The sequence below is a fragment of the Qipengyuania aurantiaca genome, assembly GCF_019711375.1.
Taxonomy (GTDB): Bacteria; Pseudomonadota; Alphaproteobacteria; order Sphingomonadales; family Sphingomonadaceae; genus Qipengyuania; species Qipengyuania aurantiaca.
The window spans coordinates 344,136-363,345 of record NZ_CP081295.1; the positions used below are offsets into that span (position 1 = coordinate 344,136).

At 65.7% G+C, this 19,210-nt stretch carries 17 protein-coding genes; 12 read left to right on the forward strand and 5 right to left on the reverse strand.

The genetic code is table 11. The annotated features are described in order from the left end of the window. Positions 1 to 22: 22 nt before the first annotated feature. The 3 genes from ccmA (at position 23) to K3148_RS01720 (ending at position 1,941) form a co-directional block, all read left to right on the forward strand. On the forward strand, positions 23 to 604 hold the full coding sequence (ccmA, locus tag K3148_RS01710) for a heme ABC exporter ATP-binding protein CcmA (protein ID WP_221425623.1): 582 nt from the start codon (positions 23 to 25) through the stop codon (positions 602 to 604). Beyond that, a complete protein-coding gene (locus K3148_RS01715; RefSeq protein WP_221425624.1) occupies positions 601 to 1,260 on the forward strand; it encodes a heme exporter protein CcmB in 660 nt (219 codons plus the stop codon). The genes ccmA and K3148_RS01715 overlap by 4 nt, the downstream gene beginning before the upstream one ends. 105 nt (positions 1,261 to 1,365) lie before the next feature. After that, a complete protein-coding gene (locus K3148_RS01720; RefSeq protein ID WP_221425625.1) occupies positions 1,366 to 1,941 on the forward strand; it encodes a DnaJ domain-containing protein in 576 nt (191 codons plus the stop codon). Positions 1,942 to 1,945: 4 nt separating this feature from the next. On the opposite strand, the gene map is transcribed toward K3148_RS01720, so the two are convergent. Together map and K3148_RS01730 are read right to left on the reverse strand one after the other, a co-directional pair. After that, complete coding sequence (gene map / locus K3148_RS01725; protein ID WP_221425626.1) at positions 1,946 to 2,773, reverse strand: type I methionyl aminopeptidase; 828 nt, start codon at positions 2,771 to 2,773, stop codon at positions 1,946 to 1,948. Positions 2,774 to 2,814: 41 nt separating this feature from the next. Next, positions 2,815 to 3,651 carry a PdaC/SigV domain-containing protein gene (locus tag K3148_RS01730; protein WP_221425627.1) on the reverse strand — a complete coding sequence of 279 codons (837 nt, stop codon included), beginning with the start codon at positions 3,649 to 3,651 and terminating at the stop codon, positions 2,815 to 2,817. 43 nt (positions 3,652 to 3,694) lie between these two features. Here K3148_RS01730 and K3148_RS01735 point away from each other — a divergent pair, with 43 nt between their 5' ends. The 9 genes from K3148_RS01735 (at position 3,695) to K3148_RS01775 (ending at position 11,948) form a co-directional block, all read left to right on the forward strand. Then, on the forward strand, positions 3,695 to 5,083 hold the full coding sequence (locus tag K3148_RS01735) for a leucyl aminopeptidase family protein (protein WP_221425628.1): 1,389 nt from the start codon (positions 3,695 to 3,697) through the stop codon (positions 5,081 to 5,083). A 72-nt stretch (positions 5,084 to 5,155) separates the two neighbouring features. Further along, entirely contained in the window at positions 5,156 to 5,509 is a 354-nt protein-coding gene (locus K3148_RS01740; RefSeq protein ID WP_221425629.1) for an SH3 domain-containing protein, read from the forward strand. Beyond that, positions 5,499 to 6,440: an N-acetyl-gamma-glutamyl-phosphate reductase gene (argC, locus tag K3148_RS01745; protein WP_221425630.1), complete on the forward strand. Its 942-nt coding sequence runs from the start codon at positions 5,499 to 5,501 to the stop codon at positions 6,438 to 6,440. Before K3148_RS01740 ends, argC begins: the two co-directional genes overlap by 11 nt. A 174-nt stretch (positions 6,441 to 6,614) precedes the next feature. Further along, a complete protein-coding gene (locus K3148_RS01750; RefSeq protein WP_221425631.1) occupies positions 6,615 to 6,953 on the forward strand; it encodes a P-II family nitrogen regulator in 339 nt (112 codons plus the stop codon). Between the two features lie 61 nt (positions 6,954 to 7,014). Beyond that, positions 7,015 to 8,424, forward strand: coding sequence for a type I glutamate--ammonia ligase (glnA, locus tag K3148_RS01755; protein ID WP_221425632.1), 1,410 nt, complete (start codon positions 7,015 to 7,017; stop codon positions 8,422 to 8,424). Between the two features lie 150 nt (positions 8,425 to 8,574). Further along, positions 8,575 to 9,576: a PilZ domain-containing protein gene (locus K3148_RS01760; RefSeq protein WP_221425633.1), complete on the forward strand. Its 1,002-nt coding sequence runs from the start codon at positions 8,575 to 8,577 to the stop codon at positions 9,574 to 9,576. Between the two features lie 71 nt (positions 9,577 to 9,647). Then, positions 9,648 to 10,253 carry a lysozyme gene (locus K3148_RS01765; RefSeq protein WP_221425634.1) on the forward strand — a complete coding sequence of 202 codons (606 nt, stop codon included), beginning with the start codon at positions 9,648 to 9,650 and terminating at the stop codon, positions 10,251 to 10,253. 76 nt (positions 10,254 to 10,329) lie between these two features. Further along, complete coding sequence (locus K3148_RS01770) at positions 10,330 to 11,355, forward strand: hypothetical protein (RefSeq protein WP_221425635.1); 1,026 nt, start codon at positions 10,330 to 10,332, stop codon at positions 11,353 to 11,355. 11 nt (positions 11,356 to 11,366) lie between these two features. Then, a complete protein-coding gene (locus tag K3148_RS01775) occupies positions 11,367 to 11,948 on the forward strand; it encodes a fasciclin domain-containing protein (RefSeq protein ID WP_221425636.1) in 582 nt (193 codons plus the stop codon). 5 nt (positions 11,949 to 11,953) lie between these two features. Here the strand turns inward: K3148_RS01775 and K3148_RS01780 are convergent, their stop codons facing one another. The 3 genes from K3148_RS01780 to K3148_RS01790 are packed head-to-tail and all read right to left on the reverse strand — an operon-like array spanning position 11,954 to position 19,123. Next, the gene (locus K3148_RS01780) at positions 11,954 to 16,153 is read right to left on the reverse strand and encodes a translocation/assembly module TamB domain-containing protein (RefSeq protein ID WP_221425637.1); all 4,200 of its coding nucleotides are present in this window, start codon (positions 16,151 to 16,153) and stop codon (positions 11,954 to 11,956) included. After that, complete coding sequence (locus K3148_RS01785; RefSeq protein ID WP_247711612.1) at positions 16,153 to 18,366, reverse strand: autotransporter assembly complex protein TamA; 2,214 nt, start codon at positions 18,364 to 18,366, stop codon at positions 16,153 to 16,155. Before K3148_RS01785 ends, K3148_RS01780 begins: the two co-directional genes overlap by 1 nt. Continuing rightward, positions 18,281 to 19,123, reverse strand: coding sequence for an arginyltransferase (locus tag K3148_RS01790; protein WP_221425638.1), 843 nt, complete (start codon positions 19,121 to 19,123; stop codon positions 18,281 to 18,283). The genes K3148_RS01785 and K3148_RS01790 overlap by 86 nt, the downstream gene beginning before the upstream one ends. Positions 19,124 to 19,210: the final 87 nt, after the last annotated feature.

Below are 19,210 nucleotides of genomic sequence, written 5' to 3' on the forward strand. Positions count from 1 at the left end.
CTTTTGCCTATCGCACCCAACCATGCAAGCGCAGCTCATCGCGAAAGACATTGCCTGCCGCCGCGGAGAGAGACTGCTCTTCAAGGGGTTGTCGCTGGCGTGCGAAGCGGGCGATGCGCTGCATGTGGCGGGAGCCAACGGGGTCGGGAAGTCGAGCCTCATCCGCATTCTTGCAGGGCTGTTGCGCCCCTTCACCGGCGAAATATCCACGACTGGTGACATGGGGCTGATCGACGAACGGCTTGCGCTTGATCCGCACCAGCCGCTGGGGCGCGCGCTGGGGTTCTGGGAGCGGCTCGACGGATGCAGCGATGCAGGCCGTGCGCTCGATTTGCTCCAGCTCGACGAGCTTCGCGACATTCCGGTGCGGTATCTTTCGACTGGCCAGAAGAAACGCGCCGCGCTTGCCCGGCTGCTCAACCGCAAGTGCCCGATCTGGCTGCTCGACGAGCCGCTGAACGGTCTCGATGCGCAGGCTCAAGCCAGCGTCGAAGCGCTTGTAGCGCAGCATTGCGCAAGCGGGGGCATCGCCGTGGTCGCCTCGCACCAGTCCATCGCCCTGCCCGGCGGCCGGACACTCACCATCGAGGATTACGCGGCATGAGCGCGGCCCTGACCCTGCTGCGGCGCGATCTCGGACTGCTCCTGCCCGGTGGAAGCGGAGGTGGCGGCGTGCTGCCGCTCTTGTTCTTCCTCGCGGTGGCGATGCTGTTTCCCTTTGCGGTCGGCCCCGACGCGCAACTTCTTGCCCGCACGGGCGGCGGGGTGATCTGGGTCGCCGCGCTGCTGGCGGCGATCCTGCCGCTGGAAAAGCTCGTGGCGGGCGATCTCGACGCAGGCGTGTTCGACCAGCTGCACCTGCGCGGCATCTCGGAAGAGTTGGCGATGGCGGTGCGCCTCCTTGCCCACTGGCTAGCCTTTGCGCCGCTGCTGCTGCTGGCGACCCTCCCCGCCGCGGCCCTGCTGGGCCTGCCGGGAGAGACGGTGCGGATCGTGCTACTTGGCCTCCTTGCCGGTACCCCAGGACTTGCAGCCGTCGGCCTTGCGGTTGCCGCGCTGACCGCCGCCATGCGCGGCGGCGCGGCGCTGGCGGGGCTGATGGTGATCCCGCTCGCCGTGCCCATCCTGATCTTCGGAGCCGGCGCGCTCGCCCGCCCCGACCCCTCGGCCCTGCTGCTGACCGCCGCGATCAGTCTCGGCCTCGTCGCGCTTGCGCCCTTTGCCGCTGCTGCTGCCCTGCGCGCCGCGCGCGAAAGCTGACGATTGTCCGAAAATTGCAAGACAGGCCCGTCATGGTGACGGATGACATGGCTTAGCATCTGGCGTAAAACGCGGGCGAAACGGGCGGAAGGGGCATTTTCGCGAATGGAAGACGACGAAGATTTCGTGGATTTCTACGCGCTGCTCGACGTCGAGCGCGATTGCGATCGGTCTGGCATCGAAAAGGCCTATCGCCAGCTCGCGCAGCTCTACCACCCCGACCATTCCGAGACCGCCGACGTCGACAAGTTCCAGGAGGCAACGCGCGCTTACCGGACGCTGAAAGACGCCAAGAAACGCGCCACATACGACCGCGCCTATGCCGAGCATTACGGGGAAAAACCCGAGCCCGCGCGCCCGCGCGACGATATCGTCATCGACGGGGCGACCGCGGTGCAAGACGCCAAGGTCCACGAGCAGATCCTCCTCGCACTCTACAAGAAGCGGCGCGAGGACGCGCGCAATCCGGGCGTCATGCCCTATTACATCCAGAAGGAAACCGACTGCTCCGACGAGAGCTTCGAGTTCCACACCTGGTACCTGAAGTCCAAGGGCTTCATCGAGATCACGCAGGCGAGCGAGCTGGCGATCACCATCGAAGGTGTCGACCACGTCATCACGCAAAGCCGCGCCGCCAAGGAAAAGCTGCTGCTGGAGCAGGCAAAGCGCAGCGAGGGTTAGCCCCTCAATACGGCGGCTGGTGCAGGCCCTTGGGGCTTTCGGTGAAAATCTCGACACCGTCTTCGGTGATGCCGATCGAGTGTTCGAACTGGGCGGAGAGAGACTTGTCGCGCGTCACGGCGGTCCAACCGTCGCTCAGCATCTTGGCCTGCGGACGGCCGAGGTTGATCATCGGTTCGATCGTGAAGAACATCCCCGGCTTCAGCAGCGGCCCCGTGCCCTTGCGGCCCGTGTGGATGACTTCGGGCGCGTCGTGGAACAGGCGGCCGAGACCATGGCCGCAGAATTCCTGCACCACGCCGTAGCGATGCGAGCGCGCATGCGCTTCGATCACGGCACCTATATCGCCCAGTCGTGCGCCCGGCTGGCGCGCCGCCTCGATGCCGAGCATGAGACATTCATAGGTCACGTCGACCAGCTTGCGCGCCTTCAGCGCCGGTTCGCCGGCGAAGAACATCCGGCTGGTGTCGCCGTGCCAGCCGTCGAGCAGCGGGGTCACGTCGATATTGACGATGTCGCCGTCTTTCAGCGCCTTGTCCGAAGGAATGCCGTGGCAGATCACGTGGTTGATCGAGGTGCAGCAGCTGTGCGCATAGCCGCGATAGCCCATGGTCGCGGGCACCGCGCCGGCGTCGAGCATCATCTCGCGCGCCTTGTCGTCGATCTGGCCGGTGGTCACGCCCGGCTTCACGAAATCGGTCAGTTCGTCGAGGATTTCTGCCGCGAGGCGCCCGGCCTTGCGCATGCCTTCGAAGCCTTCCGGGCCATGGAGCTTGATGGTTCCGTCACGATAGACGGTCTGGTCGCTGTCGATTACCTGATATTCGGTCATGCGCGTCCATGTAGCGATACAGCGCGCAAAATGCGAGCATCCTAACGCTTCACGCTGAAAGCCTTGGCGTATTCCGGCTTCACGGCGTCGAGCACGGAGCCAGTGACGGGAAAATTGAGTTCGTAGTCGCCTTCGGCATAGGCGCCTGCGACATAGGGGCCGAAATAGACGCCGATGCGGTCGAATGTCTGCCCGTTGGAGGAGCCGATGAAAAGGCTTGCCTCGTCAAGACCCGGGCAATCGTTGAAGGGGCCGCCAGACGAGCGGTCCACCGCCATGCCCCGCTTGCGTTCGCGCGCCCGGTCCAGCGCCTCGCAAAGCCCCGCACCAAGAGCGTTCTCAAGCGCGACGGGCGAGTTGAAAAGCTCGATACCGGCAAGCGAGCGATCCCGCTCCTTGTCCCAGACAAGGGATTGCTTTCCGTAATTGCCGTGCGCTCCGCCTGTATACTCGTACAGTTTGGCCGAAAGGCTGAGGTAGCCGGGCACATCGGCAACGACTTGCCATTCCTTTTCGAAGCCACGGCTCTTGCACGACACGCAATCGCCGGGAAAATCGGCCAGCGACTGTTCCCACTCGCGCTTTTGCGCCGCCAACGCCGCCGCGCGTTCTTTTTCGAGCTGTTCGGCAAGAGCGTCGATCGAGCTGACATCTCGTGGCCAGCTATAGGCAAATTCTCTGGTTCCGCCGTCACGCTGCTCCTGATCGTCGAAAGTGAAGGCCTGCGCATCGTCCGCATCCGGTGCGGGCGGAGATTCTAGTGCCGCCGGGGCTTGTTGATTTTCCGGCGCGGCGGCGGGCGGGCCAGCTTCGTCCCCACCCGGTGCGCAGGCCGCGCTCGACAGGACAAGGGAAATCAGGAACAGGGGCGCACGCATCGAATTACCTTGGGACAAAGCAGATTAATCCGAGGGGAATACCATGGCCGACAAGACCGACCTAGTTCAAGCGGACCGCGGACAGGACGCTATCCCCATCCATCTCGTCAACAAGGACGGGTTTGGCAGCTGGGCCAAGTCGCTTTCCTCCGGCCAGCGCGCCGCGCTCGAGGCGCAGAAGTTCGACGGCAGCGGCTACCAGGTCGGCATCGTGCCCGATGGCGACGGCTGGTTTGCCGTGGGCGGCGTGGCCGATCCGGACGATCTTTCCAGCTGGTGCATGGCGAAACTGGCCGAGGCGCTGCCCGCAGGGACCTTTCGCCGCGCCGAGGGCGAACCCGGCCCTGCCCTGCACGGATGGCAGACCGCGCAATACAGCTTCACCCGATACAAGAAACCCGACAAGCCGACCGGCCCGCGCATCCTTCTCACCAAGGAAGCGAGGAAGATCGACGCAGCGCTGAACGAAGCGCGCGCGGTCTGCCTCGTGCGTGATCTCGTCAACACGCCGGCCGAGGATATGGGTCCGGCCGCGCTTGAAGAGCAGTGCGAACGCCTCGCCAAGGAGCATGGCGGCACGCTTTCTGTGACGCGCGGCGACCAGCTCGAACAGGGTTATCCCATGGTTCACGCCGTCGGTCGCGCCGCGACGCGCCATCACGCCCCGCGCATCATGCATCTCACCTGGGGCAAGGAGAGCGATCCCGTCATCGCCGTCGTCGGCAAGGGCGTGTGCTTCGACAGCGGCGGCCTCGACGTGAAGAGCTCCTCCGGAATGCTGCTGATGAAGAAGGACATGGGCGGCGCAGCGCACGCGATCGCGCTGGCCGGCCTGATCATGGGCGCGAAGCTGCCCGTGCGGCTGCACCTCCTCGTCCCCGCGGTCGAGAACGCCATTTCGGGCGACAGCTTCCGCCCCGGCGACGTGCTGAAATCGCGCAAGGGCCTGACGGTAGAGATCGGCAACACCGACGCCGAAGGCCGCCTGATCCTCGGCGATGCGCTGACCCGCGCTTCGGAAGAGAACCCGGAGCTGATCCTCGATTTCGCCACACTGACCGGCGCGGCGCGCGTGGCGCTCGGCCCCGACTTCCCCGCCCTGATGGCGCGCAAGGATGCGACCGCCGATGCGCTGATCGAAGCGGGTAAGGCGCATGACGACCAGCCGTGGCGCCTGCCCTTGCCCGAAGCCTATGCCGAATGGCTGCACTCCGATATTGCCGACACCAACAACGCGCATGGCAACGCCTTCGCCGGGGCCAGCGTGGCCGGCCTCTTCCTCGACAAATTCGTCGGCGACGGCATCGACTGGGCGCATTTCGACACCTTCGCATGGCGCCCCGCGGCCAAGCCCGGACGCCCCAAGGGCGGCGATGCCTACGGCCTGCGCGCTGCCTGGCACATGCTCCAGAACCGTTTCAAAGCGGCATAGTTCGTGCGTCCGACTTGCCCAGCACAAGGGACGGGGTTAAGCGCTCCCGCACCGCAAGAGGGAAAGAATTACGTGAGCGCAGCCGCCGATTACACATTGCCTGAAGGGATCGTGGGACTGAAGGGACCGGTGCAGAAGCCTGCTCCGGGAACACTTCCCCTGCGCGGCGACCTTGCGCACGTGGCGCTGGCCGATGGATATCTGGCGGCGCACTACGTCATCCCGCACGCCCGCAAGATCGGCGATGCCGATGTGACGCTCAAGCTCACCTCGCGCGACGATGCGGAAGACGGCGCGACGCTGCCCGCCAGATCGGACGTCGAGCTGCTCGATTGCGAAGGCGATTGGGTCTGGCTGACCGTCGGTCCGCAAGGCCCCAGCGGCTATGCGCACAAGAGCGCGCTCGCGCCCGACCTTGACGCATAAGATCTTCATCGACGGGGCGGCGGGCACGACCGGCCTCGAGATCGCCGAGCGGCTTGCAGGGCGGAGCGAATTCACCCTGGTCACGCTGGACGATACGCAGCGTAAGGACGCCGCCGCGCGGCGCGAGGCGCTGAACGATGCCGATGTCGCCATCCTCTGCCTGCCCGACGAGGCGGCGCGCGAAGCCGTCGCGTTGATCGATCCGGCCAGCGGCACCCGCGTGATCGACGCCTCCAGCGCCCATCGCACCGCCGATGGCTGGTGCTACGGCTTTCCCGAACTCATCGGCGGCGAGCGCGTCGCGGATGCCCGCCGCATCAGCAATCCGGGCTGCTATCCTACCGGTTTCCTCGGCCTGCTCGCCCCGCTGGTGAAAGCGGACCTCCTGCCCGCCGCCTGGCCCTACACCGTTCACGCGGTCAGCGGCTATTCGGGCGGCGGCAAGGCGCTGATCGAGCGGTTCGAGACCGGCAAGGCGCCGGCGTTTCGCGGCTATGGTCTCGCCATGGGGCACAAGCATCTGGGCGAGATGCAAACGCACGCAGGCCTCGCCCACGCACCCGTCTTCTCGCCCGCCGTAGTCGATGCCTTTCGCGGCATGGTGGTCGAGATACCGCTGCAGCTTTCGGCCATCGAGGGCGCCGGTGAGGCCGCCGCGTTGCTGGAGGCGCTGGAAGCGTTTTACGATGGTTCGCAAGTCGTCTCGGTCCACCCCGATTTCGACCTGCCGTCCGAACTGCTGCTGCAGCCCGACGCCAATCCGCGCGACGATTTGCAGCTCTTCGTCTTCGGGTCCGAGGACGGCACCCAGGCGCGGCTTATCGCCATGCTCGACAACCTCGGCAAGGGCGCAAGCGGGGCTGCGGTGCAGAACCTCAACCTGCTTTGTGGCCTGCCCGAAACCGCTGGCCTCCATCTCCCCTCTGCCTAAAATCTAGGCAGCACGCGTCCACCCTTTGGGCAACGCCGCCACGTATCCCGTCACCGACCCACGCAATTGCGCCATTCAAGCGTTTGGCACGCTTCTTGGAACGTCGCGCGCATACCAACATTAGGCCTGTGTGCGGCTTTTCCTCGCACGGCGCCAGACGGGACCGGTGGACACGTGAAAAAGATCGAAGCGATCATCAAACCCTTCAAGCTCGACGAGGTGAAGGAGGCGCTGCACGAAATCGGCGTGTCCGGCATCACCGTCACCGAAGCCAAGGGCTTCGGCCGCCAGAAGGGGCACACCGAACTCTACCGCGGCGCCGAATACGTGGTCGACTTCCTGCCCAAGGTGAAGCTGGAAGTCATCGTGCCCAGCGACATCGCCGAACGCACCGTCGAGGCAATTGCCGCCGCCGCCCAGACCGGCCGCATCGGCGATGGCAAGATCTTCGTCAGCCCGGTCGAAAGCGCCCTGCGCATCCGCACGGGCGAAAGGGACGAAGACGCGATCTGACCTATCCTGCCCGCAGGCTGTGCGGGTGCAATACGAATTACCCCAACGGAGGCTAACTACCATGGCAAGTGCAAGCGACGTCCTGAAGCGCATCAAGGACGAGGAGATCGAGTGGGTCGACCTCCGGTTCACCGACCCCAAGGGCAAGTGGCAGCACCTGACCATGGTCGCCGGCGCTCTCGATGAAGACCAGCTCGAAGACGGCCTGATGTTCGACGGCTCGTCCATCGCCGGCTGGAAGGTCATCAACGAAAGCGACATGATCCTGCGCCCGGACCTCGATCGCGTCTATGTCGACCCGTTCAGCGCCGAACCGATGCTGATCCTCTTCTGCGACATCGTGGAGCCCTCGACCGGCGAACTCTACGCCCGCGACCCGCGTTCGACCGCCAAGCGCGCCGAAAGCTTCGTGAAGAGCACCGGCCTTGGCGACACGATCTATGTCGGCATGGAAGCCGAGTTCTTCATGTTCGACGATGTCCGCTTCGAAGACGGCTATGCCGGTTCGGGCTACGCCATCGACGACATCGAATTGCCGACCAACACCGGCAAGGAATACGAGAGTGGCAACCTTGCCCACCGCCCGCGCGCCAAGGGCGGTTACTTCCCCGTGGCCCCGGTCGACAGCGCTGTCGACATCCGCGGCGAAATGGTCTCGACCATGATCGAAATGGGCCTGCCCTGCGACAAGCATCACCACGAAGTGGCCGCCGCGCAGCATGAGCTGGGCGTCACCTTCAGCACGCTGGTCGAAACCGCCGACAACCTGCAGATCTACAAGTATGTGGTCCAGCAGGTCGCCCATATCTACGGCAAGACCGCGACCTTCATGCCCAAGCCGATCAAGGACGATAACGGTTCGGGCATGCACACCCACATGTCGATCTGGGACGACGGCAAGCCGACCTTCGCCGGCAACCAGTATGGCGGCCTCAGCGAAAACTGCCTCTACTACATCGGCGGTGTCATCAAACACGCCAAGGCCCTCAACGCCTTCACCAACCCGACCACCAACAGCTACAAGCGCCTGGTGCCGGGCTTCGAAGCGCCGGTCCTGCTCGCCTATTCGGCGCGCAACCGCTCGGCTGCCTGCCGCATTCCCTATGGCGCGGGTGACAAGGCGAAGCGCGTGGAATTCCGCTTCCCCGACGCGATGGCGAACCCTTACCTCGCCTATGCCGCGCTGCTGATGGCCGGACTCGACGGTATCCAGAACAAGATCCACCCGGGCGAAGCCATGGACAAGAACCTCTACGACCTGCCGCCGGCAGAGCTCGCCGACGTTCCGACCGTCTGCGGCAGCTTGCGCGAAGCGCTCGAAGCGCTGGAAGCCGACCACGAGTTCCTCTTGAAGGGCGACGTCTTCACCAAGGACCAGATTGACGCCTACGCCGAACTGAAGTGGGAAGAGGTCCTGCGCGTCGAAACCACGCCCTGCCCGGCGGAATTCGACATGTATTACAGCGCGTAACCGCGACGCTGTTGTTGCATGATCGAGGGCGTCCGGTTTGGGCCGGGCGCCCTTTGCCTTTGCCGGTCACGGACGGATAGGCCCTACACAATTTCTTAGGGTCGACACGCTATGGTCCGCCGCAAAGCGATATAATCGAACGGGACCGGCATGAATTTCTGGCGCAAGGATATATCCGAGGATGACGCGCAGACGCGCGCCGATGTCATCATCCAGAAGAAAAAGCGCAAGCAGGACCCCAAAGCGTCGGGCCTCGGAGCGGTCGCCATCCCGCGCAACGGGCCGCGCGCAGTGCACCAGCGCAATGAGGACCGCCATGTCCTTCGCGGCAAGACCGCGCGCGCGGATATCGGCGGCAATATCCACGAGGTCTCGCTGCTCAATCTCTCCTCCAACGGCGTGATGATCGAAGGCGATCTTGCGGTCGATATCGGTGAGGAAGTCTATCTCTCGATCGAGGAATGCGCGCCGATCACCACCGCCGTGCGATGGCTGCGCGCCGGCCGCATCGGGCTGGAATTCATCGCCGAAACCGTCATCATCGCCGAAGCGGGCGTGCAGGAATACGTCGTCAAGACGATCCGCCGCGAGCTGGAGGAATCGGGTGCGGCATCGAAAATGGCGGTCGGTTCCGAACGCCGCGATATCTCCGCCCGGCACAATCTCGTTTTCGTCGCGAAGCTGCGCTGGGATGCACGCGAGGCCACTGCGCGCCTGCGCAATATTTCGCGCACCGGCGCCATGATCGCGCTCGCCGATCCGGCCGACATCGCTGTGGGTGAGGAGGTCACCCTGTCGCTCGCCAACGCCGGTGACGTGGCCGCGCGCGTCCGCTGGGCATCAGACCGGCAATTCGGCCTCGAATTCCTCGACGAGTTCGATGTCTCGCTGCTGGTGAAGGAACACTGCGCCGAGCTGGAGGCGGAAGACGACGCGGGCGGTCTTGGCCGTAGCAAGGAGCCCTGGAGCCCGGCGGCGGAAGATTTCGACGTCGCCAACATGCGCCTCGGCAAGGTCGAAAATCCGCACGAGGCGCCCGCCATGCGCTATGGCCGGCTGACGCTGGATGAAGTCTATGCGACGCTCTATCCGAACGGGAAACCCGCCGGTGCGGCGGAAGAGGCCGAACAATCGCCCGGAGCCGACGGCTAGAAAACAATTTCCTACTCACCTTAATTTTGCATGGTCCGGCGGCCTCTCTCGAAGCGAAAGGCCTCCCCCCCATGCATCGCAAACCGATTTTCGACGCCGTCCGCCGCCTGCTCGGACGCGGCTTCAGCCAGCGCGAGGTCGAAGCGCTCGACGCAGCGCTCGACCGTTCCGGCGAAAATCTTGCGCAGGACCGTGCTCCATCCGCTCCATCCTGTGGGGTCTCGCCCGCCGGGCTCCAACTCATCATGCAATTCGAGGGATGCGCGTTCCAGCGCCCCGACGGGCTCTACGAAGCCTATCCCGATCCGGGCACCGGCGGTGCACCCTGGACCATCGGCTGGGGCGCGACCGGCGCCGATATCACGCCAGGCACGGTCTGGACCAAGGCGCAATGCGACGCGCGGCTGGAGACCGATGTCGCAGCCCACGCCCGCGAGGTGCATGACGCGCTGGGCGACTGTCCCACCAGTCAGGCCCAATTCGATGCGCTCGTCAGCTTCCACTACAACACCGGCGCGATCCATCGTGCGACGCTGACGCGGCTGCACCGCGAAGGACACTACGAAGGTGCGGCGAACGAATTCGCACGCTGGCGCTACGCCGGAGGACGGGTGCTCAAGGGCCTCGTCCGCCGGCGCCGCGAGGAGGCAAAGCTCTATCGCTCAGCCCTCCCCTAGGGCGAACCTTGCCGTCTCATGAACCGGAACCGACTCGCGATCTACTCCGTTGGCACAGTCAAAGGAGTTCAAGACTATGCGTATGTTAATGGCAGGAGCAGCGGCCCTCGCACTGGCCGCCAGCGGTGCCGTTGCTCAGGGTAACGGCAATGGAAAGGGCAATGGCGGGGGCAACAAGCCCGCCGCCGCCCAGAACAAGGGCAATGGTGGTGGCCAGAAGGCCAACCGCGGTCCGCAGCGCCAGGCACAAGCCCAGCGCGGTCAGGGCCAAGGTAATGGGAAGGCCGATCGCGGCCCGGACCGTCGCCCGCAGCAGGCCAATCAGGGCAACCGTGGCAATGGCAACAACGGACAGGGCAACGACCGCGTCCGCTATAGCGATCGTGACGATCGCCGCGGCAACGACCGCGTGCGCTATGACGACCGACGTTATGACCGTGACGACCGACGCTATGACGACCGCCGCGTCCTTCGCGGAGAGCGGGACCTTCGCTGGCTTGCGCAGGACCGTTCGCGCGGCCTGATCGACGGGTGCCCCCCGGGCCTCGCCAAGAAGCGCAACGGCTGCAACCCTCCGGGCCAGGTCAAGGACCGCTACGAACGCAGCCTGTTCGGCAGCAATTACCGTCCGAGCCTGTTCGGCCTTTCCAACTACGATCGTCGCGGCGACTATTACTACCGTGACGGATACCTCGTGCGCTATGGCGACCGTGGTATTTCGAGCTGGCTCCCGCTGCTGGGCGGTGCGCTCGGCATCGGCAATGTCTGGCCGAGCGGCTACCAGAGTTACAACGTGCCCGACTACTACGTCGACTATTACAACCTCGGCGGACCGGACCGCTATCGCTATGCCGATAACGTGATTTATCGCGTTGATCCGGAAGACGCAGCCATCACCTCGATCGCCGCGCTGATTACGGGCGACGAATTCACCATCGGTCAGCCGATGCCGCGTGGCTACGACGTCTACAACGTCCCCTACGCCTATCGCGACCGCTATTACGACACGCCCGACTACATGTACCGCTACTCGGACGGCTACGTCTATCAGGTCGACCCTGAAACGCGTCTCGTGGCAGCCGCCATCGACCTGCTGATCTGATCCGGAGATACATGATGAAGAGCTTTTCCAAACCCTTCGTGCTGGCCGGAGCAATCGCAGGCCTCGCCCTGCTCCCGGCCTGCTCGAGCGATGCCGACACCGCCGAAGCCGAAACGGCCACGCAGGACACGTCCACCCGCACGCTGGCCGCGTCCTTGGGCGACCTGCCCGACATGGCCAGCCTCAACGGCGCGATCTCGTCGGCCGAGCTGGGTTCCGTGTTCGATGGCCCGGCAAGTTACACGCTGCTGGCGCCGAACGATTCCGCTTTCGAAGCGCTCGGCGGTACCGGCTCGACGCTGATGGCCGAAGAGCAGCGCCCGCTGCTGGTCGGAGTGTTGCGCGAACACATCCTGCCCGGTCACCTGACGCCGGAGAACATCCAGGCCGCGCTCGAAAGCCAGGGCGGCGAGGTCTCGATGACCACGCTCGGCGGCGGGTCGGTCACCTTCACGCAGGAAGGCGATACGATCATGGTTGCCAACGACAGCGGCGCCAAGGCCAGCTTCGTCGGCAGCGCGACGGCCGCCAACAACGGCGTGATCATCCCGCTCGATACGGTCCTCGTTCCCGAAGAGACCGCAGGGGCCTGACCCTATCAGTAGTCGCGGGAAATTTCCGCGACGACACTTTCGCGGCCGATGGTCGAGACGCTTGCGAGCAGCGATAGCCAGCTCGTGACGCGGAACTCGACCTCGGTCGCGCTGTATCCACGGCCGTCGGTGATGATTTCGACATAGAACCGGCGGCCGATATTCTTGCCCAGCGCCACGCCCGTCTGACGATTCAGCGCCGGGTCCGCCGACACGATGCGCAGTCGGTCGAGACCGATGGCCGAACGCAGCTGGTTGATCGGATCGAGACCGCCCCCACCACGAAGACTCGCGACCGCCGCGCCCAACTGCAGGGCGTCGGTCGCCGAAAGCTCTGTAATCGAGCCCCCGAACAGCAGCCGCGCGAGAATTTCCTCTTCGGGCAGCGCCGGATCGGAGCTGAATGCTATTTCGGTCTGGGTCACCGTGCCGGTCACCGTGACGATCACCTCCACCCCGTCGGCCTCGGTCTCGGCGCGGATGTCGAGCGTGGGGTCGATCGGCACGTTCTCGTCGAAATCGATCTCGCCCCGCGTCAGTTCGAAGCGCGTGCCGGCGAAGGTGTAATCGCCGCGGACCACCGTTGCGCTGCCGCCGATGCGCGGATCGTCGGTCGTCCCGCGAAGGATGATGTCCGCGCCCCATTCGCTGTCGAGACCCATGCCGTCGACATCGATGCGGCTGCTGCCGCGTGCGTCGATGAGATAGCGCCAGGGACGGCTTCCGGTCACTCGCGGCGCGCGGTCGGCAGGCGCGTTGATTTCGCGCGTCGAGATCCGCGGCAGGCGCATGTCCTCGGCTGCCGTGCCGAGTTTCCAGCTCGCCCGGTTGATCCGAACGCGCCCGGCAATGGTGCCGCCGAGCCCGTTGGAGACGATCCGCAGCGGTCCGCTGATGGTGGCGTCGAGACCGTTGGCGCGCAGCAGCCGCGCGTTGGTGGCCGAGGCGCGCAGGTCAAGCGTCGGCCCGCGAATCTCGGTGAAGCGGCCCTCGACCCGCTCGCCCAGCCCTTCGAGATCGACGATGCCGCTGCCGCTGACCGTGCCGCCGTTGCCAGTGCTGCCGGAAAAGCGCGTAAGGTTGAGGCGCGACCCTGCGAAGGTCCCGCGCACGGTCACGTCCTGGATGTCGGTGCCTGAAAGCGAACTGCGCACGCGCAGATCGTCGCTCGACACACGTCCCCGCACGGTCGGATTGGCCAGCGTGCCGCTCGCGTTGGCCGCAATGGCAACCGGCCCGGTGAGGTCGAACGCGTCGATCGCGGCAAGTCGCCAGAGGCTTTCTGCCGCGCCTTCATAGCGCAACTGCGCGTTGAGGTTGCCGGCGCGCAGCCGCTGGGTGAGATCGCCCGATTGCGGCAGGCCGGTGATGAGCGCCTGCACCCGGCCGCGCCTTATGTCCTCATTCGCCAGCACGGCGCGCGCTTCCAGCCTGTCCCCCTCCAGCCGCGCCAGCAGCGAGAGGTCGACCGGCTTGGAGGACAGGACCAGGCCCGAACGGGTGAGATCATCCACCTTCACCTTGGCAATGCCTGTGGGAAGGCCACCCTTGGGCTGGCGGAAGTCGATCGTCCCCGAAATCGTGCCGCCCATGCCGAGATCGCTGACGGCCACATCGACCAGCGAGAGTGGCATGCCCGCAAGCTTCAGTTCCAGCGCGGTCTGGTCGGGTGCAAAGACGCCCGAGGCGATTGCCCCGCCGTCGCCATAGTCGAGCTGGGTCGGCGCAAGCCGCCACCCTCCCCCGTCGAGCGCGGTGAGGACCGCGCGGCGCGGCATGGAGATGCTGCGACCGGCGAATTGCCCGTCGGCGGCCACCGCGATCCGGTCGGGCCGGAAGCGGGCGTTGAGGTCGAGCGCAAAGCGGTTGCCCCGGCGGCCCGTGATCGCTGCATCGATGCTGCCGACCCCGTCGACCACCTCGCCCTGCGCCGCCATCCGCCCGATAAAGAGCGTGCCGTATTGCAGCCCCTGCGCGTTGGCCGTGCCGCTGAAGCTGTAGGAGCCGTCCCCCACTACGCCGCTTGCGTCGACCTCGGCGCGGGCAATGGTGAGCTGCGTCTCGCCGCCGAACCGCGCGTTGCGGGCGGTGAGGTCGAGATCGACGCCCTGCCCGCCTCCGCGCGGCGCAAGCGCAACCGTGCCGTCGAGACCGCCGCCGCCTAGCGCAAGCGTGCCTTGCGCGCCGCCTTCGACCAGCAGCAGGTCGCCCGATACGTCGGTTTCGGAGACGACCAGCCGCTCGATGGAGATGCGCGTGGGGCCATTCTCGGGCGAATAGAGGCCAAGCGCGCCATTGAAGGGGCCGAGGACGGAAGAGCCTTCAGCGTCGATAGCAAAGCCCTCGTCCGTAGGCGCAATCGCGAGCCGCACATCTTCGAGCCCTGTGACGGGCCGTGCGAAGACCAATTCGGCCGTCGGTGCGCCGTCTTCCAGGCGCCCCTCCACGGTGAAGGGACCGTAGTCACTGTGCTCCCCGCGGCCGGCAAGCGTCGTGGTCGACCCGTCGATGGTGCCGTCGAGCGCAAGGGTGAGCTTTTCCGCATCGACCCGCAGGCGATCAAAATCGATCCCGGCGCCGCTGCGCGTAGCGATGCCGCCGCGCACGCGAATGGCAGGTCCGGCGAGGTTGGCGAGCGTATCGTTGCTGACCGGAGCGATGCGGCCATCCAGCGTGGCGCCAAGACGCCAGCCGCTGGGCAGGAGGTCGAAATCGATCAGCGCGGTGCCGCCCGCTGTCCCGACATTGTCGAGCGCGATGCGGTCGGCGCGGACCGGTCCGCGTATCTGGTAGCGCCCCGCTTCGAGATCGCCGCGCAAGGCGAGATTGGCGGCCAGCCCCCGGAAGGCGATGCGCAGGTCCTCCCCTTCGAGGCGATTGCCTGAAAGGGTGAGCCGGCCGCGCCCGGTCCCGTCGACAAGGCGCGGATCGACCAGCGCGTTGCCTGTCTCGACCCGTCCGACGCTCAGGGTCAGCGGCACCGTCCAGCGGCCGCCGTCGAAACGTGCGGTGCCCTGCTGCGAGAGGTTGGAAAGGCTCGTGGTGCCTAGCTCCAGGCGGCCGATGGCAAGGTCATGCACGATGGCCAGATCGGCGAAGGCGCCGTCCAGCGTCGCGTCCAGCCTGGCGTTCTCGAGCCTCAGTTCCGGTCCGAACAGCGCCGGATCGCGCAGGCTTGCGGCCAGTTCGTAATCGGACACACGGTTTTCGGCGAGGTCGACAAGTCCGTCGCCATCGAGACGCACCCCGCGTCCGATCAGGACGGTGTCGCCCTCGAAAGCGCGGTTGTCGATGGCGAGCCGTGCGCGCAGCGAAACGTCCTCGCCCAGCGCATCGGCCACCGTGCCGGTCACGAAATCGGACGGGTCGAGCTTGCCGGTGAGGCCGAAGGTGCCATCGCGATTGGTGATGCGCAGGGCGGCAACGCGCTCTTCGCCGGACCGCGCAAGCAGCCCGCCCGTCCATTGCGACCAGCTGCCATCGCCCCAGACGCGCGCCGTAAGCCCGCGCGGCAGGCCCAGCATCTGCGCGAGCGGGCCGTCGTCTTCCGCCCGCACGATAGCGCCGAGGTCGAACCGGTCGCCATCGGGCTCGGCATCGATCAGCACCGTCAGCCAGTCCTGCTGGCCGAGCCGCGCGTTGCCGTCGACGAAGAGGCGGCGGTCCTCCACTTGCACTTCGGCGTCGAGATCGACGCGCTGCGCCGTGTCACCGGCAAGGCCGGGCGCGAGCGTCAGATTGTCGATGGAGAGCCTGTCGATGGAAATATCGAAGCCGGGGAGGATGGGATTGTCCTCCTCGCTCGGCAGGAATTCGGGCAAGCGCGCGAGCGTGGCACGGCGCGCGGTGAAGCTGTCGATGTCCAGCCGGTTGTCGAACCAGGCGCGCGGGTTCCAGTCGATCTCGGCGCGCGGGATGGTGAGGAACACGCCTTCGGGATCGGACAGGCGCACGTCATGCAAGACCGCCTCGCCGTAAAGATCGCCCTCGATCCGCCCGATGCGGATGGTGAGGCCGTTGGGAAAGGTCTGCTTGGCGATCTGGCTGGCGAGGAAACGCTCGCCCAGCGGCGTGTTGAGGATCGCCAGCGCCGCGATGAGCAGCAGGATGGGTGCGCCGATGAGGATCGCGGCCCACTTGCCGATCCGGCGCTTGCGCCAGCGCTTCGGCTTGGTCGCCTCCACCGTTTCTTCCGTTTCGGCCATCAGAAGGCCTGTCCCAGCGAGACATAGACCGCGACCGGCGCGTCATCCTCGTCCGGCGTCAGCGGGACGCCGACATCGACGCGCAAGGGGCCGAAGCCGGTGTGATAGCGCAGACCCACGCCCGCGCCGATCTTGATTTCCTCGAAGTTGGGCGTCGGACCGGGGCCGACCGAACCCGCATCGACGAAGGGCACGACCGAGACCGCGCCATCGAAAAAGCCGGTACGGATGCGCGCCTCTACCGCCAGTTCGACGAGGCTGCGGCCGCCTGTAGGTTCGCCCAGTTCGTCGCTCGGTCCGATCTTGCGATAGCCATAGCCGCGCACCGATCCGCCGCCGCCCGCGTAGAAGCGGCGCGAGGGCGCGATGTCGAGCAGATCGGCGCCGGGGATGCTGCCGAAGGTCGCGCGCCCGGCCAGCACCAGCTTGTCCCCGAGCGACTGGTAATAGCTGCCGTCGACCTGGCTGCGCAGGTAGAAGCTTTCGACGCTGTTGGTAGTGGAAGCCTCTGGCGAAAGGCGTGCGCCGAGACGGAACCCGCGCGTCGGATCGAGCAGATCGTCGGTCTGGTCGAGCAGGATCGTGCCCGGTAGCGCGGCGACGAAATAGGTCTGGCGCGGCTGGCTCACCCCATCGATGTCCGGTGGGCGTTCCTGCGTGGCGACCAGTTCGAGACCGCCCGACCAGCTGATTTCCTTCTGGAAGAGCAGCGTCGACTTGCGCTCGTAAATACCCACCAGCGCCACGGTGCGCGCATCGAAAGCTGGGCTGTCGATGGTGTTGGCGTACGCGTCCACCGTGAGAACGCGGTCACGGCCGCCGAAATTGTTCTTGCGGAAGGTGACGCCGGCCAGCTGCTCCTGCGTCCCCACGATCCCGCGCAGGCGCAGCGCGCCTTCGGGCGGGAAGAGATTGCGATGCTCCCAGCTTGCCTGCAGGCGGAAGCCTTCTTCCGAACCATAGCCGATGGCGCCCGCAATCGTGCGCAGCTTGGCGCGCGAGATATCGACGTCCATCGCCACAACCCCCGGCTGGTCGCCCTGCGGCGGCGTGACCTCGCGAGGCGTTACCGAAACCGACGAGACGAGCCCCGTCGCGGTGACGGCGCGGCGCAAGTCCATAGAAAGGCTGCGCTGGTAGGTCTCGCCCGGCTCGAAACGCGCGATGGTGGACAGGTGGCGGCCCGACAGGAAGCGCGGGTCGCTGCTCGTCACTTTGCCGAAGACGTATTTGCCGTTGGGTTCGACGTTGAGCGTGAGATCGCCCTCGACCCGTTCATGGTCGATCAGCAACTGCGGCTCGTCGATGGCGGCAAAGGGATAGCCGGTCTCGCCCAGCGCGCGGTCGAGGTCGAACTGCTCCTGCAGGATCGTGTCGCTTTGCAGGAAATCGCCGGGATAGATGCCGAAGGTCTCGCGCAAGGCCTCGTAATCGGGCGCCGCGGAAAGATTGCCGAGGTTTACCGTGCCGACCTTGTAGCGATCGCCCGGAATGATGTCGAAGCGAACGGTCGGCTGCGCTTCGGCTGCGTCGTCGCCAGCCTGGATGCTGCCGATAGAGCGCAGCACCTGCCCGTCGTAATAGCCGTAGACGCGCAGCAGGTTGCCGAGCAGTTCCTCGTCCTCGCGCGCACGGGCGGCGAGCTGCGCGACATTGGCGTCCTCGTCCTCCAGCTCCTCGATTGTCGAAAGCGCTTCGTAGCGTTCGACGAAATCGCCACGCTCGGAAAAGGGCGGCTCGGTCTGCGGAAAACCGAGTACGAGATTGTCGGCAAGGCGTTCGGTTTCCGCCTCCTCCAAAGCGACCTGCGACTGGCCGAGATCGAGATCGGCGAACTCGATATCCTCTTCCGGCTCGAGCGGTTCGAAGCCCTCGATCGCAATGTCGTCCGGCCAGGCGAGATCGAGGCCGGGCGGTTCGGCGATGGGCGTTTCCGGATCGGGTGCGGTGACGTCGGACGGCTGGGATGTGTCCGCCCCTTTGGACGCCCATTCATCGGGGTTTTCGACCGCGCTGTCCGGAATCAGCTCTTCGAGACTTGCCGGAGCTTCGGGATCCTGCGCGGCCAGCGGCGTCGCCGCCAGCGCAAGCGCGGCGGCACACAGGGCCGGCGTCAGTAAAGAACGATCAGTCGGCGAGCTTGTATTCGCGCTGGCTGCCGTCCTTGGAGGGCATGGGTTCGCCGTCGCGTTCGCCGCGCGGTGCGGTTGCACGGGCGATGAGGCGCTTCTGCTCGGGTTCGGGCATGCGCTCCCAGCCGCCGCGGGTGAGACGTTCGAGCGGGCGGTAGCGGACCTTGTATTGCATACGGTCCGACCCTTCGACCCAGTAGCCGAGGTAGACATAGGGCAATCCGCTGTCAGCGGCGCGCCTGATGTGGTCGAGAATGATGTAGTTCCCAAGCCCGGCCCGATCCTCAATCTCAGGGTCGTAGAAGCTGTAGATCATCGACAGCCCGTCGCCCTGCACGTCCGTGAGGCAGGCACCGACCAGTTTCCCTGGTTCGTTACCCACTCCCGGTTCCCGATATTCAATGACATAGCTGGATACCGGTGTGTGTTCCACCATATCCGCAAAATCGCTTTCGTCCATCTCCGCCATGCCCCCGCCGGGGTGACGTGCCGCTAGATAGCGACGAAGCAGATCGTACTGCTCTTCGGTCGCCCAAGGGCGGCATTCGGAAGCGATCAGGTCGTCGTTCGCCTTGAGCGTGCGCTTCTGGCTGGACGAGGCTTTGAATTCCTGCGCCACGACGCGGACCGAGACACAGGCCTGGCAGTCGAGGCAGGACGGACGATAGGCGACGGTCTGGCTGCGGCGGAAACCGATGCGGCCCAGCGCTTCGTTCAGCTCGTCCGCGCTGTCGCCGCGCAATTCGGTGAAGACCTTCCGTTCGCTGCGCCCGGGCAGGTACGGACACGGCGCGGGGCTGGTCACGAAAAACCTGGGAAAGCGGATGGGTGCCGTCACGGCCTGCGGGTCCTCTCGAATGCGACGTTCTATTCGTTAACAACTCCTTTATGCATGACGAGGGTCCGACTTAAAAGACTATTAACC